Below are 24150 nucleotides of genomic sequence, written 5' to 3' on the forward strand. Positions count from 1 at the left end.
TGCAAATCATTCTCATTTGCATTGACTCGCGCCAAGCTCGCCATATCCTCCACTCGAACAGCAAAGCAGGAAGGCTCCCATGCGCTTCATCGCAGCTCTCGCTCTTTTCGCCCTCAGCTTCGCGCCCGGGACGGCGGGGGCCGAAAAATTCAAGGTCGCCACCACCTTCACGGTGATCGTAGACATGGCGCGCAACGTGGCAGGTGAAGCGGCGGAGGTTGTGTCTGTCACGCCGCCGGGCGCAGAAATTCACAACTACTCCCCGAGCCCGCGCGACATTCTGGATTCACGGGATGCCGACTTGATTTTGTGGAATGGCCTCAACCTCGAACTCTGGTTCGAGAAGTTCTTCCGCAATCTCGGAGGTATTCCTTCCGCCGTGGTCAGTGACGGGGTGGAGCCCATGTCTATCTCTTCCGGTCCCTACGACGGCAAGCCGAACCCACACGCGTGGATGGCCCTCACTTCTGCCGAAATCTATGTAGACAATATCGCGGCCGCGATGTCTGAGCATGACCCGGAGAACGCGGCGACCTATGCGGCCAACGCTGAAGCGTACAAGGCAGAGATTGCGGCCACGATCGCGCCCATCCGCGAGGCTATTCTCGCCCTGCCCGAGGAGGAGCGCTGGCTTGTTACCTCCGAGGGCGCGTTTTCGTATCTTGCGCGCGACTATGGGCTGCGGGAGCTTTACCTCTGGCCGATCAATGCCGACCAGCAGGGCACGCCGCAGCAGGTGCGGCAGGTGATAGACGCGATCCGAGAGAATGAGGTTGCGGTGGTTTTTTCGGAAAGCACCATTTCCGACAAGCCCGCCCGGCAGGTGGCCCGGGAGACGGGTGCGCATTACGGGGGCGTGCTTTACGTCGACAGCCTGACAGACGAGGACGGGCCAGTGCCAACTTACCTCGATCTGCTCCGCGTAACCTCGCAGACCATTCTCGACGGGCTGGAGGACGGGCGATCATGAGCCTTGCCACCGAGCCGCCAGAGGTTTTTGAGCCCGGCACCGCAGAAGCGGGCGCCGGGCTCCGGGTTGATGACATCACGGTCACCTACCGCAACGGGCACACGGCCCTGCACTCTGCCAGCTTTGAAATCCCGAAAGGCACGATCACGGCGCTTGTTGGCGTCAACGGGGCAGGGAAGTCTACGCTCTTCAAGGCGATCATGGGCTTCTTGGGCCTCGCTGCGGGCAACATCAGCGTGCTTGGCCTTCCGGTGCGCGACGCGTTGAAAAAGAACCTCGTCGCCTATGTGCCGCAGGCCGAAGAGGTAGATTGGGCCTTTCCCGTGCTGGTCGAAGACGTGGTGATGATGGGCCGCTATGGGCACATGGGCTTTCTGCGCCGACCCCGCGCCGCCGACCGCGAAGCGGTTACGGATGCGCTCGCCCGTGTCGGGATGTCGGAGTTTCGCCAGCGGCAGATCGGCGAGCTTTCTGGTGGGCAGCGCAAGCGTGTGTTCCTCGCCCGGGCGCTGGCGCAGGAGGGGCAAGTCATTCTGCTCGACGAGCCCTTCACCGGCGTCGACGTGACCACAGAGGAAGAGATCATCAAACTGCTGCGCGAGTTGCGTGACGAAGGACGGGTGATGCTGGTTTCCACCCACAACCTTGGCTCGGTGCCTGAGTTTTGTGACCGAACCGTGCTGGTGAAAAGCACCGTGCTGGCCTACGGGCCGACCTCCGAGGTCTTTACCACCGAAAACCTCGAAGAAGCCTTTGGCGGTGTGCTGCGCCACTTTGTGCTTGGAGGCGCTGACCTGCACGACGACGAAGACACCCGCCGCGTTACAGTCATCACCGATGATGAGCGCCCCTTCGTCATGTACCAAGAGCACAAAGAAGACGAAGACGGGCCCGCGGAAGACGAGGATTGGGAATGAGCTGGCTGGAGCCCCTTTCCTACGCCTATATGACCAACGCCATGTGGGTTTCGGCACTCGTTGGCTGTGTCTGCGCCTTCCTCTCGGCCTTCCTCATGCTCAAGGGCTGGTCGCTGATTGGTGACGCGCTCTCCCATGCGATCGTGCCGGGGGTGGCCGGGGCCTACATGCTGGGGCTGCCTTTTGCGCTAGGCGCGTTTCTATCGGGTGGGCTGGCAGCTGGGGCAATGCTGTTTCTCAACCAGAGAACCGGGCTGAAGGAGGATGCGATCATCGGGCTGATCTTTACCAGCTTCTTCGGCCTCGGCCTTTTCATGGTGTCGATCTCGCCGGTGCCGGTGGATATCCAGACCATCACACTGGGCAACATCCTTGCCATCACGCCGGGAGACACACTGCAGCTCGTCATCATCGGGGTGGTGACGCTGGCGATCCTTACCGCCAAGTGGCGCGACCTGATGGTGACCTTCTTCGACGAAAGCCATGCCCGCTCGATCGGGCTCAACACCAATGGCTTGCGCATCCTGTTCTTCACCCTGCTGGCGGCCTCCACCGTCGCCGCGCTGCAAACCGTGGGGGCCTTCCTTGTTATCTCGATGGTCGTCACTCCCGGCGCCACGGCCTACCTGCTGACCGACCGCTTTCATCGTCTCATCTGGCTTTCCGTGGGCATTGGGGCAGGCAGCGGCTTTTTTGGCGCCTACATCAGCTATTTCCTCAACGGGGCGACGGGTGGGGTGATCGTTCTGCTGCAAGTTGGCCTGTTTTTGATCGCCTTCTTCCTCGCTCCAGCCCACGGGCTGCTGGCCGCCCGTCGGCGTGCACGGGAGGCGCTGGACGCATGATGGAAGAGCTTCTCCTCCCGCTACAATTGCCGTTCATGCAGAACGCCCTTGCGGTGGCCGCGCTGATCTCTGTGCCCGCGGCGCTGCTGTCATGCTTTCTCGTTCTCAAGGGCTGGTCGCTGATGGGGGATGCTGTGTCCCATGCTGTCCTGCCCGGCGTTGTGCTCGCTTATTTGATCGGAATTCCGCTGGGCATCGGAGCCTTCGTCGCCGGGATGGGGTGCGCCTTGGCCACGGGCTACCTGCAAGAAAACTCACGCATCAAACAGGACACGGTGATGGGCGTCGTCTTCTCGGGCATGTTCGCCCTCGGACTGGTGATCTACACGGCCATCTCTACAGATGTTCACCTCGACCATATCTTGTTTGGCGACATCCTCGGCATCGACGGCGCAGACCTTTGGGAGGCGGGAATTATCGGCGCGGTGGTGACCTTGGCGCTTGTTGCAAAGTGGAAGGACTTGCTCCTCCATGCCTTCGATCCGACACAGGCCAAGGCGTCTGGCCTGCCTGTCGGCTGGCTGCACTATGGGCTGCTCGTTGCACTCTCGCTTACCGTGGTTGCCGCACTCAAGGCTGTGGGTATCATCCTTGCCATCGCGCTGCTCATCGCGCCCGGCGCAACGGCATTTCTGCTGACCCGGCGCTTTCATGCCATGCTGACCGTCTCGGTGGCCCTGGCGCTTTTTTGCGCTCTTGCCGGCACCTACGCCAGTTTCTGGATCGACAGTGCTCCGGCCCCAACCATCGTGCTGGCCATGACACTCTGCTTCATCGCTGCCTTCGTTTTGACGGTGGTTCGAAACCGCAGCAGCAGCCCGCTTGCACCCAAGGGCGCGGCCCCGTAACCCGGACGGACCTGCACCGAGACACCAATCATGCTCATCCTCACGATCTGGCCGCTTTTCGCATTGATTTGCCTTGGCTTCCTGCTGGCGCGCAGGGGATGGCCGGACCCGGGCTTTTGGCCTGCGGCGGAGAAGCTGAATTACTTTCTGCTGTTCCCGGCTTTGCTGGTTTCGAGCCTTGCAAATGCGCCATTGTCCGACCCGGCAATCCTGCAGATGGGAGGCGCAGCACTCGTCACGATCGCGCTCGCGGCACTCGCCATGTGGGGCATTCGGCGTACCTTTCTGCCTGCCACGCCTGCGCGCTTCGGTCCGGCGTTTCAGGGCGTGGTGCGTTTCAATACCTATGTAGGGCTCGCGGTCACTGCCGGGCTGACGGGAACGGCCGGGCTGGGGCAGGCGGCGGTCTATCTCGCCGTTGCGGTGCCATTTGTGAATGTGCTGTCGATCATGGCGCTATCAAAGAGCACGGGGCTGCGGGCAGCACCCGCCATGGCCCGCAGCATTCTTGCGAACCCACTGATACTCGCGTGCATCGTCGGTATCCTGCTCGCAATGCTCGGCACCGGGCTGCCCTATGGCCTTGACCGATTTCTTGACCTCATGGGGCGCGCCAGCCTGCCGCTCGGGTTGCTCTGCGTCGGTGCAGCCTTGCGACCCGGTGCCCTGCGCCAAGACCTGACCCCATTGGTCAGCATCGGCGCAGTGCGCCTGATTGCCATGCCGCTCTTCGCAGCGCTCATTGCCCGGCTCATGGGGCTTCAGGGGACCGAGGCACTGGTTCTGGTGACCTTCTCTGCCATACCGGTGGCCCCCACGGCCTATGTGCTGACACGCCAACTTGGCGGTGATGCGACGCTCATGGCCGGCCTTGTAACGGCTCAAACCCTTGCCGCCGTAGCAACGATACCGCTCATGCTACGGCTGCTCGGCATGGGCTGATGGCCCGTCATATCTGTTGTGAAAACTGGTCGGAGTGAGAGGATTCGAACCTCCGACCCCTGCCTCCCGAAGACAGTGCTCTACCAGGCTGAGCTACACTCCGACCGTGAGGCTGCGGGTTACAGCAAGACGCCGTTGTTTGGCAAGGCCCGATCAGCGCAGCGAAGCGGAAAATTCTGCCGCCTTTCGGGCCCGCCGCAGCAGTGGACCAACCCGAAGGGTGGTGCCAGTGTCGGGGCGGATGCGGGTGCGTAGCACGGGGGTGTTTTCCGATGCGGTCGAGCGGCCTTCGCGCAGCACGATGTAGAGGCCCGAGGCGATGATGATGGCGGTGCCGACCGAGGTCCAAAGGTCGATCGTTTCGTCAAAAAGGAAGTACCCGAAAATGACCGCCCAGATGATCTGGCTGTAATGCATCGGTGCGACGATCACCGCCTCACCCACCTTGTAGGCGACGATCATGATGCCCGTCGCAACAAAGGCAAAGGCGGCAATTACGCCGAGCGCGCCGAGGTCCAGCGCCGGCATGGGCTCGTAGAAAAAGGGCATAGCCAGTGCCATGACGATGAAATTTGCCATCATCGGGTAGAGCATGATTACCACGTTGCGCTCGTCCCGACCGATCTTGCGCACCACGATCGAGCCCAACGCGTGAAAGGTCGCCCCCACGATCGCCGCGAGGTGCCCAAGCCCAAGCTCCGTACTGCCGGGCCGCAACACCACAAGCACGCCCGCGAGGCCAACGACGACCGCTGCCCAGCGCCGCAAGCGCACTCTCTCGCCCAACACCGGGATTGCGAGGATGGTGATCAGGAGCGGCGAGGCGAAGAGGATTGCGTAGGTTTGCGCCATCGGCAGGACCGAGAAGGCATAGAACACCGTGATCCCTGTCACCACCGTAGCGGCGGTCCGCAGCGCCACCCACCACGGGTGGCGCGGTCGCAGGTTGCCGTCGGTTGCGTCTCGCATCAGCATGAAGATCGCCAGCGGAAAGCCAATGAGCGTTGAGAAGAAGACGATCTGGAAGGGGCTGTAGCTTTCGCCGAGGTATTTCACCACCACGTCGTGCGTTGAGAAGATCGCGTAGCCAAGCAGCGCGAGAAGCGCCCCCTTGGTGTTGTTGGTGGTCGTGTCGGGCATGGTCCGGGCCGGTCGTCAGGGGGGTAGCGTTGGCGCTAACAATTGCAGGAAACTACCAAGCTGCAGCGCGGCGTCAATCGTGGGTGGCGCGACTGTCTGCCGGGGCCTCGTTGCGCTCCATCATCCCATAGTCACGCAGCACCGCAGCCACTCGAAGGCGGTAATCGGCAAAGATACCTCCGCGCTTAGCCTGCATCTTCTTGCTGAGAGTATTCTCGGGGGTGGGGGGGGGGGGGGCCCCCCCCCCCCCCCCCAACACATCCCCCCCCCCCCCACCCCCACCCCACACCCCCCCCCCAACCCCCCCCCCCCCCCCCCCCCCCCCTTTTTCCCCCCCCCCCCCCCCACCCCCCCCCCCCCCCCCCCCCCACTCCAGTGCCAGTCTCAGAGCGACTCATCCAAAGCGGCGACAATCGCATCGCCCATCTCGGCGGTGCTCACGGGCTGTTTGCCCTCTTCGCCCAGCAGGTCCGCCGTACGCAGGCCCTTGGCCAGCACCGCGTTCACGGCCTCTTCCAGCCGGGTCGCCTCTTCGCCTTCGTCGAACGAATAACGCAGCGCCATGGCAAAGCTGAGGATACAGGCGATCGGGTTGGCCTTGCCGGTGCCTGCGATATCGGGCGCGGAGCCGTGGACCGGCTCGTAGAGCGCTTTCGGGCGGCCGTTGGCCATCGGCAGGCCGAGCGAGGCGGAGGGCAACATGCCCAGCGATCCGGTAAGCATGGCGGCGAGGTCCGACAGGAGGTCGCCGAAGAGGTTATCGGTGACGATCACGTCAAACTGCTTGGGCCAGCGGGTCAACTGCATCGCGCCTGCGTCGGCGTACATGTGGCTCAGTTCCACATCCGCATACTCAGCGTCATGGATCTCCTGCACCACGTCGCGCCAGAGGATACCGCTTTCCATCACATTGGCCTTCTCCATCGAGCAGACCTTGTTGCCGCGCTTGCGGGCCAGTTCGAAGGCCGAGCGCGCCACGCGGGCAATTTCGCTCTCGGTGTAGCGCTGGGTGTTGATGCCTACGCGCTCGTTGCCTTCCTTGATGATTCCGCGCGGCTCACCGAAGTAGACGCCGGAGGTGAGCTCACGGATGATCATGATGTCGAGGCCGGCCACCACGTCCTTCTTCAGCGAGGAGAAATCGGCAAGGGCGTCGAAGCACTGGGCCGGGCGGAGGTTGGAGAACAGGTCCATCTCCTTCCGGAGCCGCAGCAGGCCGCGCTCGGGCTTCACCGAGAAGTCGAGGTTGTCATACTTCGGGCCGCCCACGGCACCGAGCAGCACTGCGTCTACCTCCTGGGCCTTTGCCATGGTGTCATCGTGCAGCGGGGTGCCGTGCTTGTCATAGGCGCAGCCACCGACGAGATCTTCGGACACGTCGAACTTGAGATCACGCTTGGCGCCATACCAGTCGATCACCTTGCGGACCTCGGCCATGACTTCGGGGCCAATGCCGTCACCGGGCAAGATCAGAAGGGAAGGGGTGCTCATCGCGGTCTCCTCGCAGAATACGGTCGCGCGAGGGCCTACGCGCTCCCGGTCACAGGGTCAAGCAGCGGCGGCAGCGCCTCGGCCAGCATGTCCCACACACGGGCCACGCGCGGCACGCGGCGCACCTCTTCATGAGCGGCCAGCCACATCGGCAGAGGCGGCACCGGCGGGCCGCGGAGCAGCGCAACCACGCCCGGTTCGGCATCGCCCACAATGCAAGGGCCAAAGCCCAGCCCGCAGCCTGCGCAGACAAGCGCCCAATAGACCGTCTGGTCATCGACCCGGGTTGCGAAGCTGTGCCTGTCGGCGGCAATGCCCTGTTGCCGAAGGCCGAGGATAATCCGCTCCTCCCGGTCGTTGCCGACGAGGTCCATTTGCAACAGGCCTTCGAGGCTGGCGGGCAACTCCCTGCCCGCGAGATAGCTCTTGGCGGCATAGAGCCCCATTTTCATCTCCCCGAGCTGTCGGGATACGAGATCAAGCTGGGTCGGGCGATACATGCGCACAGCGATGTCGGCCTCGCGGAAGAGCAGGTTATCGCTGGCGTCATTCGGCACCAGCTCGATTTGGATCTCGGGTTCGGCAGCGCGGATGCGGGCGACGATCGGGGGCAATATCCAATAGGTGACTGAAACCGGCGCGGTGATCCTGACGGTGCCCGCCAGCTCTTCCTCACGCCCGGCGGCAGTGAGTTGCAGCCGCATTGCCGCTTCCTGCATGGCACGCGCGGGCTCCACCAGTGCCTCGCCCGCCTCCGTGAGGGACAGGCCTTTGGCTGCGCGCTTGAAAAGCCGGGTGGCCAACTCGTCTTCCAGCGCTTTGACCTGCCGCCCCAGCGTGGGTTGGCTGGTGCCGAGCTGCCGCGCTGCCCCCGAAAGCGAGCCGGTTTCGACCACTGCGAGAAAGGCCTGAACGCGGGACCAATCAAGGGAGGAAAGGTAGCCTGCCATTCAAATATAAATACATGGCCTTCATGTTTATACAATTCACATTTGCCTATGAATAGCGGAATGTCCTCGCGTCAATCGCTGACACGGAGAAAGCAGATGTCCCAGACTGCCCTCATACTTGGTGCTAATGGCCGCTTCGGGCGTAACGTGCATATGGCCCTTTGCGAGGCCGGGTGGCGCGTGCGCTTGTTCGACCGGGCCCGTGATGACCTGTGGGAAGCGGCATGGGGTGCGGATGTCATCGTGAATGGTTGGAACCCGCCCTACCAGCATTGGTCGCGGGATCTACCAGGGCAGACCGCTCAGATCATCGAGGTTGCCCAAGCCACGCGAGCCACCGTTCTGCTCCCGGGCAACGTTTATCCCTATGGGTTTGCGGCGCCATCCCTACTTTCACCCTCCACACCCCATGAGGCGACCAACACGCTCGGACGGCTGCGCACACAGATGGAGGCCGAATATGCCGCGTCGGGTGTGCGCACCATTCTCTTGCGGGCAGGAGACTTTCTCGACACCGAGCCGTCAGGCAACTGGTTTGACAAGATCATGGTGTCGCAACTCGCCAGTGCCCGCTTTATATACCCGGGGCCAACCGACCGCGCACACGCTTGGGCCTATTTGCCCGATATGGCGCGTGCCGCCGTGGCGCTGGTGGAGCAGCGTGACAGGTTGCCAAGGTTCGCTGACGTGCCCTTTGCGGGCTATACCCTCACGGGCGCCGAACTGCATGAAGCGCTGGAGCGAACAACGGGCCGTCGCCTTTCGTTGCGTCGGATGCAATGGTGGCCGCTGCGCTTGCTTTCACCGATTTGGCCGATGGCGCGCCATTTGGTGGAAATGTCCTATCTTTGGAAGCAGCCGCACCGACTTGACCCGGCACCGTTGGCCGAGGTTATGCCAGAGTTTGAGCCCACGCCGCTTGTTGAAGCTCTCGCTTCAGCGGTCGAGCACCAGATCGACCCAGACGAGCCGATGGCGCGAGGCCGCTCGCGCTGTGGCAAGGCTCAGCCCGTTTAGCGGCTGGTCCTCCAACGGCCATAGAACGCCCGCCTCCGCCACCTTCAACCCGGCTTGCGGCAGCACATAGTCCACCCGGAGGTTGCCGGGGCCATCCCAATCGACGGTATCCTGCCCCGGAGGGCCATTATGGCGGGCGTCTGCCTCGGCCACACCGCCCGGCCCATCGGGGGCCGGGTCTTGCAACGGCCCGCTGCGCATTGCGCGCAGCACCGTGCGACGGCCCTCGCCATCCACCGGATCCACGTTGATCCGCCCAGCGATCACTGCAGGCCCGTTAGGTGGGCCGTTCAAACCTCCATTGAGATACACCTGCCAAACCCTCAACTCATCCTCCGCCCGGCGGCCATTGCGGTCTTCCTCCCCGTCGAACACCGGGGGGGTGGCGGAGAAGGCGAGTAGGTGAAGCGGGCCGCCGGGCACTTCCACCCGCACGTCCCAATGCGCGACGCTGGAAAGCCGCTGCACCGCTGCGGCCTCATCAGAGGCAAACCAAGGATCGCCGCCCGGCAGATCGCGCCAGAGCAGATCGGTCAGCTCTTGCACCGGGCCTAGCGGGTAGCGGCTGAGCACTGCCATGCTGCCCTCCCCCGGAAACCGGCCAAAGCCCTGTGCATCTTCGGGTTCTTCCAGCCTGCCATCGCCATCAAGGTCGACGCCAGTCCGCAGGCCGGTGTTCCCAGTTGTCGTGAAGCTGTGAGGGTAGGGGGTGCCTGACTCTGACAAGCGGTCGGTGAGCGCCGTAAGCGTGGCAACCTCCCTGTCCATGTCTATGCCGGTCAGTAGCAGCACGTCAGCGCCTGCAGCCCGGATCACCTCCGCCACTGCATCAACCTGATCATCGCCGCGCAGGATATCACGCAGGAGCAAGCCCGGCCCTTTGCGCGTCAGCTCAGGGGAGAAAGTGGCGATCCGGAGCGTTTCCGCCCCGGCGGGACACGTCAGGAGAGCCGCGATTGCGGCGAGTGTCAGGCGGCGGCCAGTGTGTCGGAAACGCCGGAAGTGGCCTGTTTTGCTTCGCTGGTGCGGCGGCGCTTTTGCTCGATCATCGAAGCGATGCGCCCCATTGCGATGCCACGCATGAAGAGCGAGGAAGGAAGAAAAGCCCATGCCGCCATCGTCCAGATCAGGGTTTGCGGAGCTTCCATGGCAAGCGGGCTGAACACCACTGCCGCCATCTTGGCCACCGCTGGTGCGATGAAGGGTAGCAGAAAACCGAGGCCAATGTTGAGCCGCGCGTCGCGGTTGAGACGATCCACCACGTCACCGCCCGTTGTCGGGTCGAAGGTTGGAAGATTCACCCAGACATTGAAAGCACCTGAGCGGGTGGGCCAGCCACCGGCGCGGATGTAGATGACGAAGATCGCCAGAGAGATCAGGGAGGTCAGGTATGCGATGCCCGCGGCGGAGCGGACCAACTCCACATGCTCAGGGCTCACTGACGGCGGCAGGCTGAGGATCACCAATTGCACCGGGCTGTAGGGGAAATCGATGATGCCACCGATGAGCCGCCCCACCGCTTCAGTGAAAATCGTCAGCCCGTTTTCATCCACCTGACCACGACAAAGCATTGTCAGAAGGAATACGGTGATGAACAGGGAGCCAAAACGCAGCCGGTTGAACGGTGGCGCATCGCGGAACTCCACGAGGCTGGGGTAGTTTGACGCGTATTCAAAGATTGTAAGGCCAGCAGCAAACAGCGCCAGAAGGGCTGTGACCTGCGCCGCATCAGGCCCGACACGGGGCACAAGCAGAGAGGGCGTTGCAATCAGCAACGCGACCAGTCCTGCGCGCACCAAGGCGCCTGTGATCCGTGTGATCACTGCTCAATCCCTTCCCGACGGCCAGCCTCGATACATTGCCGATGGCCCGTTTCCGCGGAGTTCCGCCGATTGTGACGGTATGCCTCAAACTTGCCCAATTTTTGCCGTCTTTCATTACGCGCTACAAGCTTCGGTTAAGGTTAACAAAAGCAATTGGGCGGTTTCGCGGGCCAACTGGTGCGGCTTTGCATCAAATTGCGGGCAGAAAGGTGGCCACCCGAGGCAAGATCGCAAGATGTTGTGGATGCTGCATAATCCAACGCAAGCGCCCCGTTGGAAGGCCTTTGTTTGCCAGAATTGGTTGCGCCTCCAAGATAGCCCATCGCCATGATCGAGCCGATGACCCTTGCCCCGCGGTGCAAGGCGGATTGACATGGATCAAATCACATTCAGTAATGTGAATGTATAAATCGGGAGACTCGTTCAAGGAGACCCGACATGCAAACCCAGTCCCGCACGGGCTACGTGCCCCTCTATTTCCTTGCCGCTCTCGGCGCTGGCGGTCTAACCGTAACCTTCTTCCTCTACCTCATGTTTTGGGTGCCGCACCCCGGCCAGTCGGTGCCGGTGTTCGAAGATATCATGGCGGCCTTCGCCACAGGCACTCCGATTGAGCAGGCGATGATCGTCACCGCGTGGGTGGGAATCGCCTTCTTCGCGTTCCAAATGTTCAAACTTCTGATCTGGAACTTGCGTACCCTCGCCCAATTCCGCCGCACGCAGGCCTATTCCAAGCTGCTGCATTCCAACGCGGGCACCCAACTCATGGCGGTGCCTCTGGCGCTGGCCATGGCAGTGAACGGCGGCTTCATCCTCGGCCTGGTATTTGTGCCTGGTCTCTGGTCGGTGGTTGAATACCTCTTCCCGCTCGCCATGCTGGCCTTCGCGGCCATCGGCATCTACGGGCTCAAGCTCTACGGCGCATTCCTCTCCGAGCGGTTGACCAAGGGCGGCTTCGATTGCGCCGCCAACAACAGCTTTGCACAGAAGCTGCCGGGCTTCGCCTTCGCCATGATCGGCGTCGGGCTCGCCGCCCCCGCTGCGATGAGCGCAGTAAAAGCCACGGTTGCGATCTCGCTGATGCTGTCGAGCTTCTTTATCCTCTTGGCCATCGTCATCGCTGCGGTCACTTTCCTGCTCGGCATGCGCGCGATGATGGAGCATGGCGCCAACGCAGAGGCCGCGCCCACCCTCTGGGTCGCCATCCCGCTGCTGACGGTCATCGCCATCGCCTGGCTGCGGCAGGCCCATGGTCTGCACGTCCACTTCGATGTGCACAGCGGCCCGGCCTCCAGCTTCCTGCTGCTGTTGCCCCTGCTGGCGCTACAACTCATCACCGCGCTCTTTGGCTGGGTCGTGCTTAAAGGGCACGGCTATTTCGGCCGCTTCGTTTCTGGCCCCGAGCGCTCGCCCGTTAGCTACGCGCTGGTCTGTCCCGGCGTTGCGCTCTCGGTGATGCTCCAGTTCTTCGTGAACAAGGGCCTTGTCGGCTCGGGCGTGATCGAAAAGTTCTCGGCCGTCTATTGGGCGGCCACCGTACCGGCGTTGACCCTGCAGGTCGCCACCATCGCCCTCGTGCTCAAACTCAATGCCAAGCACTTCGGTGGCGAGAAGACCCCGGTCGCACTGGCGGCCTGACTCGAACTGAAAGACAACAAAAAAGGGGGCCCAAGAGGCCCCCTTTCTCGTATCTGTGCCGGCCCGTCAGACCCAGGGCCGCGCCTGTGCGGCCTTCTCTTCGAAGCTTTCGATGCTTGCTGCCTTCTCAAGCGTCAGGCCAATGTCATCCAGCCCGTTCAGCAGGCAATGCTTCTTGAAGGCATCCAGTTCGAAGGTCACCGTGCCACCATCCGGTCCGGTGATCTCCTGCTTCTCTAGATCAACAGTCACTACCGCATTGGCCCCGCGCTCGGCGTCGTCCATCAGTTTGTCGACGTCTTCCTGCGGCAGAATGATGGGCAAGATCCCGTTCTTGAAGCAGTTGTTGTAGAAGATGTCGGCGAAGCTGGTGGAGATCACGCAGCGAATGCCAAAGTCGGCCAACGCCCACGGCGCATGTTCGCGCGACGAGCCACAACCAAAGTTGTCGCCCGCCACGATGATCTTGGCGTCGCGGTAGGCCGGCTTGTTCAGCACGAAATCCTCGATCTCGTTGCCCTGCCGGTCATAGCGCATCTCGTCGAAAAGGTTCACCCCGAGGCCCGACCGCTTGATCGTCTTCAGGAAGACCTTGGGGATGATCATGTCAGTGTCGATATTCACCAGCGGCATGGGCGCCGCGATACCGGTGAGCTTGTCGAATTTTTCCATTACATCATCTCCCGCACGTCAGTCAGCTTGCCGGTGACCGCCGCCGCGGCCGCCATGGCCGGGCTCACCAGATGGGTGCGGCCCTTGTAGCCCTGCCGCCCCTCGAAGTTACGGTTCGAGGTGGAAGCACAGCGCTCGCCCTCGGCCAGTTGGTCGGGGTTCATCGCGAGGCACATCGAGCAGCCCGCAAGGCGCCACTCAAACCCGGCCTCTTTGAAGATATCCGCCAGCCCCTCTTCCTCGGCCTGTGCGCGCACAAGGCCCGATCCGGGCACGATCATGGCACGCATGCCGTCCTTGATCTTCTTGCCCTTCAGGATGGCAGCCGCCGCCCGCAGGTCTTCGATACGTCCGTTGGTGCAGGAGCCGATGAACACGGTGTCGATCTCGATGTCGCTCAGCTTCTGGCCGGGCGTGAGGCCCATGTATTCGATCGAGCGTTTTGCCGCCTCGACCTTACCGCCGGAAAAGCTGGACGGGTCTGGCACAACCTCTGTGATTGGCAGAACGTCTTCCGGCGAGGTGCCCCACGTGACGACCGGGGCGATGTCTTCGCCCTTGATGGTGATCACCTTGTCCCATGCCGCGTCATCGTCGGAATAGAGGGTCTTCCACCAGGCCAGCGCGGCCTCCCATTGGGCACCCTTGGGTGCATGCGGGCGGCCTTTGACGTATTCGTAGGTGGTCTCGTCGGGCGCGATCAAGCCGGCTCGCGCGCCGCCCTCGATCGCCATGTTGCAAACCGTCATGCGGCCTTCCATCGAAAGGTCGCGGATCGCTTCGCCGCAGTATTCGATCACGTAGCCGGTGCCGCCGGCGGTGCCGGTCTCGCCGATCACCGACAGGGTGATGTCCTTGGCGGTCACGCCGGGGCGCAGCTTGCCGGTGATCTCCACCTTCATGTTCTTCGATTTCTTCTGGATCAGCGTCTGCGTGGCCAGAACATGCTCCACCTCGGAGGTACCGATTCCGTGGGCCAGCGCCCCGAAGGCGCCGTGGGTCGCCGTGTGGCTGTCACCACAAACCACCGTCATCCCCGGAAGGGTCCAGCCCTGCTCGGGGCCGACGATATGCACGATACCCTGCCGCACGTCGCTGACGGGGTAGTAATGCACGCCAAACTCTTTGGCGTTCTTGTCGAGCGCATCCACCTGAATGCGGCTGTCCTCGGTCATCTGCGCCGGGTCATCGCGGCCTTCGGTGGTTGGCACGTTGTGATCGGGCACGGCAATGGTCTTGTCAGGCGCGTGCACCTTGCGGCCTGCCATGCGCAGCCCCTCAAAGGCCTGCGGGCTGGTGACCTCGTGCACCAGGTGCCGGTCGATGTAGAGCAGGCAGGTGCCATCCTCGGCCTCATGGGCCAAATGGGCATCCCATATCTTGTCATAGAGTGTCTTGGGGGACATTGGTCCTCTCCCTTGATGTGCGTGGGGGTTCGACTGTGGAGGGCGCACAGAGGGCGCCACGGCTCATAGCGAGGCGAGAATCGTCAGGGTCGCGCCAAAGAACCGCCACGGCAAGCGGGCCCGGTCGTCCATATCGAAAACCTGCGTCATGGGCCGGGAGATACACCTGCCCGCGCCCTGCGGCAAGAGGACTCACGGTGTTGCGACCGCCTCCAGCAAGTCGCCCGGCTGACAGTCCAGCACCTCACAGATGCGCGCGAGCGTTTCGAAGCGAATGCCCTTTACCTTGCCCGATTTCAGCAGGCTGATGTTTTGCTCGGTGATCCCCACATGCTCGGCCAACTCGCGGCTCTTCATTTTGCGCAGGGCCAACATCACGTCGAGCCGCACTACGATTTCCATCAGATGAAGCCCCTGTTCTCTTCCGCCACCACGGCAGCCTCGCGCATGGCCCAGCCGATCACCACCATTAGCCCGCCGGCAAGCACCTGCCCAAGATCGGCGCCCTCCAGCGAGATGGCCAGCACCCGTTCGCCCGGTGGGTTGGCGAGGCTGGCCAGCGTGGTTTGAAGTGGGCGGGCCAAAAGCTCCAACGCCACTGCCACAAGCAGGCCGGTGCCGATCCGCAGGATATGAGCAGCACAGTGGTGGGTTAGCGTCTCACCCTGCGCGTAGCGCCCGAACAGCCGCGCCATCTCACGCAGAACGTAGAGCAGGGCGAGGGAAGGTAGGGCGCCGAGCGCTGCCACGCTCGTCCTGTGCAGCGGCGAAAGCTCCACCCCCGGCTCGATCCCCGCTGCGCGGCGCAACTCGGCAGGCAATGCAGCCCATGCAATGGCGAAGACGAGCGCGGCTATCAGGATGCCCATCGCGATGAATGTCAGAACGCGGAGCACAGCGGCCCAACGGCTAACAGAGAGAGTGTTGCTCACCTGAGAATACCCCTTTTCACATCCAATATTTATTGTAATACATTAAAAATATCTCGAATCAAGGATAATCCAGATGAAGCGCCTTCTCACCGCGATCTGCCTCGCCGCGTCCCTCGCGGCGTGCACCACCCTTAACCCCGTCACCGCCGCGCGTCTCTCACGGCTCGATCCGCTCACCGCCGACCCTGCGGCCATTGCGGCGCGGCTGCGCCTGCCGGAGGGGCTGGCGATCCAGCCGGGCGGCGCGGTGTTGTCGATCTCCGCCATTCGCAGGGACACCGGTGAACGTTTGGCCGAGACTTTTGAGCTAGTGCCGAGCGGCACCCTGTGGCGCCTGTCCGAACCGGATGCCGAAACCATGCGCGAGGCCCAAGACAGGGCGGCGCGTTGGAAGCGGGAGGCGCCTGGCCAGTCCTCTGGCGCCTTGTCGCTGAGCCTCACCGGATGCAGCAGGAGCACCGGGGCAAGGTCTGGCCCAGATCCTGAGGCCACCATCTCTGCCGACGTTAGCCTCGACGGCGGCGCGAGTTTCTTGCCGCTGATCCGCGGGCTGACGGTGGCTGACCTCGCAAGAGCAGCAGGCACCGACTCCGCCATCGGGCCCTGCACCCCTGCACCGCCCAAGCCACGCTGAAGTGAAAAGCCCGGGGATCGCGGGCACTTGCCCGATCGACGGACGCCATGCAACCATGGCGACGAAGGGCGGAGCACAATGGATCCCGAACAACAGTCGCTGCAACTGGGGCAACTGCACAGCGAAGTGACCGGCCTGCTGGGGCGGGCCGAGGCGCTTTTGACGACGATGCTCCAGCCGTGGCGGCTCTACCAACTCGGCATCATCGTCGCTCTCGTCGTCTTGGCCTTCCTCCTGCGGGTCTGGCTCTCGCCCCGCATGAAAGCCTGGATGCGCTCGCTGGAAGGCCGGCCCAAGTGGCAGCTGCGGCTGCTGTTGATCATTCACAACCGGCTGACGTTGATCTTCTTCGTCCTTGCGACATGGGGCACGGTGGCAGTGATGCAGCAGGTCACCTGGCCGTCTCGCAGCTACATCGTCAGCATCGCAGCTACGATCGCCACCGCTTGGTTGCTCATCAGCCTTACGACACGCTTCATCCGCAACACCTTCCTGCAAAGGCTGGTGCGTTGGGGCGCTTGGATCTGGGTGACGCTCTATTTCCTCGGCCTCTGGTCGAGCACTGAAACGGTGCTCGACAGCGTCGCCTTCGAGGTGGGCGAGTTCCGCCTGTCCATCCTTGGTCTGTTGCAGGCGCTCATCATCACGGGGCTCCTGTTCTTCTTCGCCCGTATTATCCTGAAGGCCGCGCAAGGCAAGATCCGCACGAACAAAGACATCTCGCCCTCGATGCAGGAACTGATCATCAAGGTCTTGCAGATCGTTCTTTTTGGGGCTGCCTTTTTCCTCGGTCTCAAGGCCGTGGGTTTCGACCTCACCGGCTTTGCCGTGCTTTCGGGCGCTATTGGTATTGGCCTTGGTTTCGGCCTGCAAAAGGTGGTGTCCAACCTCGTTTCGGGCGTCATCATCTTGCTCGACAAGTCCATCAAGCCGGGTGACGTGATTACCGTGGGTGAAACCTTCGGTTGGATCAATTCGCTGGGCGCGCGCTACGTTTCGATTACCACGCGCAATGGCAAGGAATACCTGATCCCGAACGAAGACCTGATCACCCAACAGGTGGTGAACTGGTCGCATTCCAACGATTTTGTACGGCTCGATATCTTTTTTGGCACCGCTTATCACGATGATCCGCACGAGGTCCGCCGCATTGCCATCGAGGCCGCGAAATCGGTGGACCGCGTGCTCAGCTGGCGACCGCCCGTGTGCCATATCGTCGGCTTCGGAGACAGTTCGGTGGACTACATCCTACGCTTCTGGATCGAAGACCCGACAGGCGGGCTGACCAACATTCGGGGCAATGTTTATCTGGCGCTCTGGGATGGCTTTAAGGAACACAACATTTCCATTCCCTTCCCCCAGCGCGAAGTGCGGATGCTGGAAGATGAAGACCCGTCACAGCCCGCCGATGCGGTGGCAAGGGAGGCGGCGGGCAAGGCAGACTGAGCAAAGGGTGGGCAATTTACCCACCACCCGATGCCGTTACGCAGTGCGCTCCGGTGGCCATGGCCGGGCATCTTCTGCCGCGATCCAGGCCTGTACCCAATCGGGGAGAGCCATTTCAGGCACCGCTGCCGCGCCCAATTCCGCCAGTATTTCCTGCGGCGGCACGATGCCCTTTGGCCCGGTGACCGCACCGCGAAATACCGCTTGGCCGCAACACGTGTCGCCGCGCCACATACTCTGCTCGATATAAACAAAGCGATGGTCCCACCCGATCATCCGGCTGTGGGTGGCAAACCGTTGAAACGCGGTGATCCTTTTGCGGTAGCGCACCACCGACCCGGCGATGGTCAGTCCCCAGCGCTTTTTGCGTAGCACAGTCACCAGCCCGGTGCGCCGGGCCAAAGGGATGCGGCCAAGGTCATAGAGCGTAAGGGTGCGCCCGTTGTTCAACTCCATCCAGAAGTCCAGATCCCACGGCCAGCAGCGATGGTGGCTGATGTGGGTGCCGGTCAGTGGCAGGGCGGGCTGGCGGCCTGCGAGCCAAAGCTCCTTGGCCATACGGACAAATGGATACATGCCGCGCAAACTGCGCTGCCGAACGCCAGCGTCAACCGCGACGTCACGGCACGTTTAACCCGGTTGCAACCTTGCGCGCCCATGAATACCTCTGTCGCGGCCCATAAAGAGGAACCCGCCCATGCTGATGCTCTATCAAGTGCTCGACCTGATCCTCGGGGTTGTCTTTTTCATCATGTTGGCCCACGTCATCATGAGCTGGCTGATTTCCTTCCAGATCCTCAACCTGCGTCAGCCGTTGGTGTATCAGCTCTGGGATGGTCTCAACCGGCTGCTTGAGCCAGTATACCGCCCAATCCGCCGGGTGCTGCCCGACACCGGAGCGCTAGATCTTGCGCCGCTGATTGCTTTCGTCATCGTGATCGCGCTTCGCAACATCATCCTGCCGGGCGTGTTTCAGCAGTTGGTCTGACTGGCTGCTTGAGTCCCGTGCGGTGACAAGGGTATGGGACGCCATGCCCTCTGCCTCCCCTTCAGATCTTCTGCACTCTGTCTTCGGGTTCCCCGAGTTCCGGCCTGGGCAGGAGGAGATTGTCAGCGCGGTGCTCGCAGGGGAGCCGACCCTCGCGATTATGCCCACCGGCGGTGGCAAATCGCTCTGCTACCAGCTTCCCGCGCTGTGCCGCGAGGGGGCGACGCTGGTTGTTTCACCGTTGATCGCCCTGATGCGCGATCAGGTGGCGGCGTTGCGTGGCCTCGGGGTGGAAGCCGGTGCGCTTTGCTCGGCCAACACCGAAGAAGAGACAGATGCGGTGTTTTCCGCCATCGACGCGGGCAGCCTCAAGATCCTTTACATGGCGCCAGAACGGCTGCGCTCTTCCGGGACCGAACGCCTGCTCCGCCGGGCTGGCGTGCAGCTGATCGCCGTCGACGAGGCTCATTGCGTCAGCCAGTGGGGCCACGATTTTCGCCCTGACTACCTCGAAATTGGCCCGCTTTGCGCTCGCATGGGCGTGCCGCTCGCCGCCTTCACCGCCACGGCGGATGCTGAAACGCAAGAAGAAATCGTCACCCGGCTCTTCGGTGGTAAAGCCCCCCGCGCCTTCCTGCGCGGCTTCGATCGGCCCAACATCCGCCTCGCCTTCGAAGCCAAGGACAAGCCGCGCAACCAGATGCTCGCCTTTGCCGCGGCTCGGCGCGGTCAGGCAGGCATAATCTATTGCGGCACGCGTGCGCGCACCGAGAGCATTGCTGCCGCCTTAGCCGCCGAGGGTCACACGGCTGTGGCCTATCACGCCGGGATGGAGGCTGAGCCGCGCCGCGAGGTCGAGCGCCGCTTTCAGGCCGAAGACGGGCTGATCGTGGTGGCCACGGTCGCTTTTGGCATGGGGGTCGATAAGCCGGATATCCGCTGGGTGCTCCACGCCGACCTGCCCAAGTCGATCGAAAGCTATTACCAAGAAATTGGCCGCGCCGGGCGCGATGGCCTGCCCGCCGATACGCTCACACTCTACGGCCCCGATGATATCCGCCTGCGCCGGTCTCAGGTGGATGAATCCCTCGCTCCGCCGGAGCGCCGCGTCGCAGACCATGGCAGGCTCAACGCGCTTCTGGGGCTGGCAGAGGCGCAGGGATGCCGCCGCAAGCTGCTGCTGGGATACTTCGGCGAAGAGAGCGGCGATTGCGGGAATTGCGACCTTTGCGAAAAGCCGCCGGAGGTGTTTGATGGCACCGAAGCCGTCCGCATGGCGCTCTCTGCCGCCCTGCGTACCGGCGAATGGTTTGGCGCTGGGCACCTGATCGACATTCTGCTGGGCATCGAAACCGACAAGGTTCGTCAACGCGGCCACGCGGACCTGCCCACCTTTGGCGTCGGCACCAAGCACAATCGCAAGGTCTGGCAGGCGGTGTTTCGGCAGATGATGGGGCTCGACCTGATGCGCCCGGACCCAGAGCGCCACGGTGCGCTGCGAATGACAGTATCGGCACGACCGATCTTGCGGGGCGAGGCAACCATCACACTGCGCCGCGACTCGCTGACTCGGGCCGACACGTCGCGCCGCCCGGCGGTGAAGGCGCTGGTGAGCGAGGAGGACGCGCCGCTGCTCTCCGCCCTTAAGGCCAAGCGCCGAGCATTGGCCGAGGCGCAGCGCGTGCCCGCCTATGTGGTGTTTCCCGATCGGACGCTGATTGAGATGGTTGAGAAGCGGCCCGAAACGCTTGACCAGATGGCGCAGGTGAGCGGCATCGGGGCCAAGAAGCTGGAGCGCTATGGCGCCGACTTCCTTGCTGTGCTGATGGGGCAGGATGCGCCGCAGATGCACCCCGCCCGGCGCGAGTTGGCTGCGCGTGGGCAGGGTGATGCGTTTGATCGACTCCAAGCGGCAGCGCAGCAGTTGTATAGGGGCGAGGATGGCACCGAGAAGCCACTGTCCTGTGATACGGCGCTGCTTCGGCGCATCGTCAAGGCAAAGCCTGCCGGGATTGAGCAGATCGCGCGGGTGCAGGGCATGACCGAGCGGCACGTCGAGCGATTTGGCCGTGCCTTTCTCGCTGTAATGGCTTCCGAGTAGCGGCTCTTCGGCTGCGTCACAGGTGCTGTGCGGATCACAACGGGGCCGCAGCGTTACCGCCTGTTTCCCTCCTCCGCACCAGCGGCTAAAAGCCCTCTCATGCTTATTGTGATATCCCCCGCCAAGCGGCTCGACTGGCAGCCGCGCGATCTAACCCAGACCTCTCTGGCCTTCCCCGACGATGCTGCAAAGCTGGCTCGGGCCGGGGCGAAACTGTCGCGTGCTGATCTGCAAAAATTGATGGGTCTCTCGCCCGATCTCGCCAAGTTGACCCAAGAGCGGTTCCGGGCCTATGCGCCGGAACCCGAGGCGGAAGCGACCCGGCCCGCAGCGCTGGCTTTTGCGGGCGACACCTACACCGGGCTTGAAGCCGCATCGCTAGACCCTGATGAAATGGATTGGGCGCAGGAGCACTTGCGCATACTTTCCGGCCTCTATGGCCTGCTGCGCCCACTTGACGCGATTCAACCCTACCGACTGGAAATGGGATCCAAGCTGAAAGTTGGCCGGTCGGCCAACCTCTATGACTATTGGGGTGATCGTCTCGCGCAGCAGCTGGCGGCTCAGGCCAGCGCGCTTGGCACCGATACGTTGGTCAACTGCGCCAGTCAGGAATACTTCGGCGCGGTTGACGCCTCGGCGCTAGACGGGCTTCGCGTTGTCACCCCGCGGTTTCTTGAAGAAAAGCCGGGCGGCCCCAAGCAGGTGAGCTTCTTTGCCAAACAGGCGCGCGGTGCCATGGCTCGTTTTGTCATTCGTCATCGTCTTATGGATCCCTCTGTGCTTGAGGGGTTCGACACCGGCGGCTATCGCTTCCGCCCCGACCTGTCCGAGCCGGGAGCTCCCACCTTCTCGCGACCCGATACGACGGCCTGACCCTGCCTATCGCAGCGTTTCATCTTCCGAACTTTAGCCGGCCATGGCACCCTCAACCGCTTCGCTAGCGGTTAGTGGAGGGTCAAACGGCTCAACGCCAGCGGGCGCATGGATGGCGATTTGCTCGTGGATCAGCCGCTTCTTCAGAGGTTTTGTGAGATAGTGATCAAGGCCCGCGGCCAGGATATCGTCGCTATCCCCTGCAAGGGCGTGAGCCGTCATTGCCACAACTGGAACACGGTGCCAGCCCTGCGCATCTTCCAAGTCGCGGATCGCCCGGGTGGCGGCCTTCCCGTCCATCTCGGGCATCGAGATATCCATGAAAACAAGGTCGGGACGCTCTGATTTGTAAAGCTCTACCGCTTGCCGCCCATTTTCCGCGAAGATCAGATCTACCGAAAGACTCTTCAGCATTTTGGAGAAGACGAACCGGTTGGTCTTATTGTCTTCCGCGGCCAGAATTCGCATCACCTTCTCAGTCGCGCGGGGGGGCGTTGGATTACTGTTGCTCGGCGCGTTGGCGGTTTCTCCTTCCGGCGGAGCCTCAGGCGCGAAACGGAGCGGTGTTTCGTTTAGGGCGGCATAGATTTCGGCGATTTCGGAATTGCGATAGGGGTAGTGCAGCAAGTGATCGACGCCGCTGCCCGCCAGCGCTGCGCGCACGCCCTGTTGGCCCTGCCGGATCACGCAAAGGAACTGGCTGCGAGGGCACATCCCGCGCAATTCCCGCACAAGGGCGGCCGGGTTGCTGTCACAAAAGTCACTGTCGATCGCAACCATATCTGGTTCGGCGCCCTCTGCCAGAATGCTGCGCAACACATCGCGCGATCTCGCTACCTCGATCTCCATCCCGGTCATGGCTGATCTGTTCTTAGCCATGCGAACGCTGGCCCGGGAGGCGGTGGCGACCACGATACGTGGGCCTGCGTCTGCCGGCCACGGCGTTAACCCAAAGGCAGGCGCTTCGGCTTCGAGCGAGAGATCGACGGTAAAGGTCGTGCCGCGGTCCGCTTCGGTGACGAGGCCAATCTGCCCGCCCATCAGCTCTACCAGTTGACGGGTAATGGCCAGCCCAAGCCCGGTGCCCTCAAAGCGGCGGTTCTTCTCATCCTGCACTTGATTGAACTGGCCAAAGATGTGGCTGCGCATGTCTTTGGGAATACCGATGCCGGTGTCTTCAACCGCAATCTGCAAGGCCCAGTGCTGGCCGTCCTGCCTTGGAGGTGCCGCCCGCACGCCAATGCGCACATAGCCTGTTTCAGTAAACTTGATTGCGTTGCCCAGCAGGTTCACCACAACCTGCCTTAGCCGTTTCGGGTCTGCCGTAACCATCACCGGCGCGTCAGGTGCGTAGTCGAGCAGCAGATCCAGCCCCCGCTCTCGTGCGACAGGAAGCGACAGGGTGATCACCTCGCAAAGCATCCCTTCAAGGTCGAAAGACTCGGGGAACAGTTCCATCTTCTCGGCCTCGGCGCGGGAGAAATCCAGCACATCGTTTATAATTTCCAGCAGCGCCTCGCCGGAGTTGCGGATGGTGCGGATGAATAGCGCCTGCTCTTCATCGACATCCGTATCTAGAAGAAGATCAGCCATGCCGACTACACCGTTCATCGGGGTGCGCAACTCGTGGCTCATCTTTGCCAAGAAGGCAGACTTTGCCCTGGTCGCGGCTTCTGCAGCGTCGCGGGCCTCTCGCAGTTCCTTCTGGCGCCGCATTTCGCCCGTGACGTCGATCCCAAGGCAGACCATGTCGCCATTGGCGCTGCGCCGGTCATGCAAGCGCATGTGCCGTCCGTCCCATGTGCGAATTGTAATGTCGGGAATCTCGGGTGTGTCCCAGCGATCAAGCATCTCGATGATCCAGTCGCCGGGCGGCTTCTCGCCCGGGTCCACCAGCCCTTCCTCCATCATTAGGCGCAACATATCCATGTAGGTCAGGCCAGGGCGCGCATCTTCAAGGCCGTCAAACAGGTTCAACCAGGCAGTATTTGCAGCGACCAGCCTGTCTTCCGCGTCAAATACGGCGAAGTTGTCAGTGATCGTTTCAACCGAATCCCACAGCCGCCGCTCAGCAATCGTCACCGCCTTTTCGGCCTTCACGAGGTTGGCGCGGGTTTCCTGCGCCACGCCCTTCATGGTTTCGGCTTCTTCCTTCAGCGCGTGGGCCTGTGCCCGGGTGGTGGCCACAACTTCGCGCTGGGCGATGATGGTATCGGAAAGTTTGAGAGCGTGATCTGAGAGCTTCCGGTTTGCTGCCATCAGCTCCCGGCTTTTCAACTCAAGCATTCTCTCGGCGGCAAGGCGGCCTCGCCGTTCTCTAGCCAGCTTGTCCGTCAGTAACATCACACGCTCCCCGTGGCCCAGGTGACCTTGGGACTCATGGTTAAGGCGCACCTCACACAGGTTTTGCCCCTATACAGTTTAAACTGTCTTAACGTCAGAAAGACCGTTCACATCCGCGCGCCGCCACTGGACTCGAACACGGGGCGCGTGTCACCATTGCTTTGGATTATC

The 24150-nt window shown here is 62.5% G+C and carries 23 protein-coding genes, 1 tRNA gene and 1 pseudogene; 12 read left to right on the forward strand and 13 right to left on the reverse strand.

The window, feature by feature from the left end; all coding sequences use genetic code 11:
* Positions 1 to 79: 79 nt before the first annotated feature.
* From ACXAG6_RS04285 to ACXAG6_RS04305, 5 genes are read left to right on the forward strand one after another with little or no spacing between them, the layout of a single operon-like run.
* Complete coding sequence (locus tag ACXAG6_RS04285) at positions 80 to 970, forward strand: metal ABC transporter substrate-binding protein (protein WP_475335343.1); 891 nt, start codon at positions 80 to 82, stop codon at positions 968 to 970.
* Positions 967 to 1887 (forward strand): manganese/iron ABC transporter ATP-binding protein, encoded by a 921-nt coding sequence (locus ACXAG6_RS04290; protein ID WP_475335346.1) that lies wholly within the window; start codon positions 967 to 969, stop codon positions 1885 to 1887. The genes ACXAG6_RS04285 and ACXAG6_RS04290 overlap by 4 nt, the downstream gene beginning before the upstream one ends.
* Complete coding sequence (locus ACXAG6_RS04295; RefSeq protein ID WP_475335347.1) at positions 1884 to 2732, forward strand: metal ABC transporter permease; 849 nt, start codon at positions 1884 to 1886, stop codon at positions 2730 to 2732. The genes ACXAG6_RS04290 and ACXAG6_RS04295 overlap by 4 nt, the downstream gene beginning before the upstream one ends.
* A complete protein-coding gene (locus ACXAG6_RS04300; RefSeq protein WP_475335350.1) occupies positions 2729 to 3580 on the forward strand; it encodes a metal ABC transporter permease in 852 nt (283 codons plus the stop codon). Before ACXAG6_RS04295 ends, ACXAG6_RS04300 begins: the two co-directional genes overlap by 4 nt.
* Before the next feature lie 30 nt (positions 3581 to 3610).
* A complete protein-coding gene (locus ACXAG6_RS04305; protein ID WP_475335352.1) occupies positions 3611 to 4522 on the forward strand; it encodes an AEC family transporter in 912 nt (303 codons plus the stop codon).
* Positions 4523 to 4548: 26 nt separating this feature from the next.
* On the opposite strand, the gene ACXAG6_RS04310 is transcribed toward ACXAG6_RS04305, so the two are convergent.
* The 5 genes and pseudogenes from ACXAG6_RS04310 to ACXAG6_RS04330 form a co-directional block, all read right to left on the reverse strand.
* Positions 4549 to 4625, reverse strand: a tRNA-Pro gene (locus tag ACXAG6_RS04310).
* A gap of 50 nt (positions 4626 to 4675) precedes the next feature.
* Positions 4676 to 5662 carry a DMT family transporter gene (locus ACXAG6_RS04315; protein WP_475335354.1) on the reverse strand — a complete coding sequence of 329 codons (987 nt, stop codon included), beginning with the start codon at positions 5660 to 5662 and terminating at the stop codon, positions 4676 to 4678.
* A gap of 73 nt (positions 5663 to 5735) precedes the next feature.
* A pseudogene (locus ACXAG6_RS04320) lies at positions 5736 to 5846 on the reverse strand (antibiotic biosynthesis monooxygenase); the annotation flags it as partial.
* A 200-nt stretch (positions 5847 to 6046) separates the two neighbouring features.
* Complete coding sequence (gene leuB / locus ACXAG6_RS04325) at positions 6047 to 7153, reverse strand: 3-isopropylmalate dehydrogenase (protein WP_475335357.1); 1107 nt, start codon at positions 7151 to 7153, stop codon at positions 6047 to 6049.
* A 35-nt stretch (positions 7154 to 7188) separates the two neighbouring features.
* Positions 7189 to 8103, reverse strand: coding sequence for a LysR family transcriptional regulator (locus ACXAG6_RS04330; protein ID WP_475335359.1), 915 nt, complete (start codon positions 8101 to 8103; stop codon positions 7189 to 7191).
* A gap of 96 nt (positions 8104 to 8199) precedes the next feature.
* Between ACXAG6_RS04330 and ACXAG6_RS04335 the strand changes: the two genes are divergently transcribed.
* The gene (locus ACXAG6_RS04335) at positions 8200 to 9120 is read left to right on the forward strand and encodes a Rossmann-fold NAD(P)-binding domain-containing protein (protein WP_475335361.1); all 921 of its coding nucleotides are present in this window, start codon (positions 8200 to 8202) and stop codon (positions 9118 to 9120) included.
* On the opposite strand, the gene ACXAG6_RS04340 is transcribed toward ACXAG6_RS04335, so the two are convergent.
* Positions 9040 to 9990, reverse strand: a complete 951-nt coding sequence (locus ACXAG6_RS04340; RefSeq protein ID WP_475335363.1) for an endonuclease/exonuclease/phosphatase family protein — start codon at positions 9988 to 9990, stop codon at positions 9040 to 9042. The two genes, ACXAG6_RS04335 and ACXAG6_RS04340, sit on opposite strands and share 81 nt — an antisense overlap.
* Before the next feature lie 98 nt (positions 9991 to 10088).
* On the reverse strand, positions 10089 to 10943 hold the full coding sequence (locus ACXAG6_RS04345) for a hypothetical protein (RefSeq protein ID WP_475335366.1): 855 nt from the start codon (positions 10941 to 10943) through the stop codon (positions 10089 to 10091).
* Positions 10944 to 11381: 438 nt separating this feature from the next.
* Between ACXAG6_RS04345 and ACXAG6_RS04350 the strand changes: the two genes are divergently transcribed.
* Positions 11382 to 12581 (forward strand): TsoY family (seleno)protein, encoded by a 1200-nt coding sequence (locus ACXAG6_RS04350; RefSeq protein ID WP_475335368.1) that lies wholly within the window; start codon positions 11382 to 11384, stop codon positions 12579 to 12581.
* Positions 12582 to 12647: 66 nt separating this feature from the next.
* On the opposite strand, the gene leuD is transcribed toward ACXAG6_RS04350, so the two are convergent.
* The 4 genes from leuD to ACXAG6_RS04370 form a co-directional block, all read right to left on the reverse strand.
* Positions 12648 to 13253: a 3-isopropylmalate dehydratase small subunit gene (gene leuD, locus ACXAG6_RS04355; protein ID WP_475335371.1), complete on the reverse strand. Its 606-nt coding sequence runs from the start codon at positions 13251 to 13253 to the stop codon at positions 12648 to 12650.
* A complete protein-coding gene (leuC, locus tag ACXAG6_RS04360) occupies positions 13253 to 14659 on the reverse strand; it encodes a 3-isopropylmalate dehydratase large subunit (RefSeq protein WP_475335373.1) in 1407 nt (468 codons plus the stop codon). The genes leuD and leuC overlap by 1 nt, the downstream gene beginning before the upstream one ends.
* A 192-nt stretch (positions 14660 to 14851) precedes the next feature.
* Positions 14852 to 15061 (reverse strand): helix-turn-helix domain-containing protein, encoded by a 210-nt coding sequence (locus ACXAG6_RS04365; RefSeq protein ID WP_475335375.1) that lies wholly within the window; start codon positions 15059 to 15061, stop codon positions 14852 to 14854.
* Positions 15061 to 15591 carry a hypothetical protein gene (locus tag ACXAG6_RS04370; RefSeq protein WP_475335377.1) on the reverse strand — a complete coding sequence of 177 codons (531 nt, stop codon included), beginning with the start codon at positions 15589 to 15591 and terminating at the stop codon, positions 15061 to 15063. Before ACXAG6_RS04370 ends, ACXAG6_RS04365 begins: the two co-directional genes overlap by 1 nt.
* Positions 15592 to 15664: 73 nt before the next feature.
* On the opposite strand from ACXAG6_RS04370, the gene ACXAG6_RS04375 reads away from it, so the two are divergent.
* Positions 15665 to 16225, forward strand: a complete 561-nt coding sequence (locus ACXAG6_RS04375) for a hypothetical protein (RefSeq protein WP_475335378.1) — start codon at positions 15665 to 15667, stop codon at positions 16223 to 16225.
* 78 nt (positions 16226 to 16303) lie between these two features.
* Positions 16304 to 17671, forward strand: coding sequence for a mechanosensitive ion channel family protein (locus ACXAG6_RS04380; RefSeq protein ID WP_140012790.1), 1368 nt, complete (start codon positions 16304 to 16306; stop codon positions 17669 to 17671).
* A 36-nt stretch (positions 17672 to 17707) separates the two neighbouring features.
* Here ACXAG6_RS04380 and ACXAG6_RS04385 read toward each other — a convergent pair whose 3' ends face one another.
* Positions 17708 to 18247 carry an acyl-CoA thioesterase gene (locus tag ACXAG6_RS04385; RefSeq protein ID WP_475335380.1) on the reverse strand — a complete coding sequence of 180 codons (540 nt, stop codon included), beginning with the start codon at positions 18245 to 18247 and terminating at the stop codon, positions 17708 to 17710.
* Positions 18248 to 18368: 121 nt separating this feature from the next.
* On the opposite strand from ACXAG6_RS04385, the gene ACXAG6_RS04390 reads away from it, so the two are divergent.
* From ACXAG6_RS04390 to yaaA, 3 genes are all read left to right on the forward strand, one after another.
* Positions 18369 to 18659 (forward strand): YggT family protein, encoded by a 291-nt coding sequence (locus tag ACXAG6_RS04390; RefSeq protein WP_475335383.1) that lies wholly within the window; start codon positions 18369 to 18371, stop codon positions 18657 to 18659.
* Positions 18660 to 18702: 43 nt separating this feature from the next.
* Positions 18703 to 20760, forward strand: coding sequence for a DNA helicase RecQ (recQ, locus tag ACXAG6_RS04395; protein WP_475335385.1), 2058 nt, complete (start codon positions 18703 to 18705; stop codon positions 20758 to 20760).
* A 99-nt stretch (positions 20761 to 20859) separates the two neighbouring features.
* Positions 20860 to 21636, forward strand: a complete 777-nt coding sequence (gene yaaA, locus ACXAG6_RS04400; RefSeq protein WP_475335387.1) for a peroxide stress protein YaaA — start codon at positions 20860 to 20862, stop codon at positions 21634 to 21636.
* 33 nt (positions 21637 to 21669) lie between these two features.
* On the opposite strand, the gene ACXAG6_RS04405 is transcribed toward yaaA, so the two are convergent.
* Entirely contained in the window at positions 21670 to 23922 is a 2253-nt protein-coding gene (locus tag ACXAG6_RS04405; RefSeq protein WP_475335389.1) for an ATP-binding protein, read from the reverse strand.
* Between the last annotated feature and the right edge of the window lie 228 nt (positions 23923 to 24150).

The sequence above is a fragment of the Vannielia sp. ABF1_015 genome (assembly GCF_056160745.1).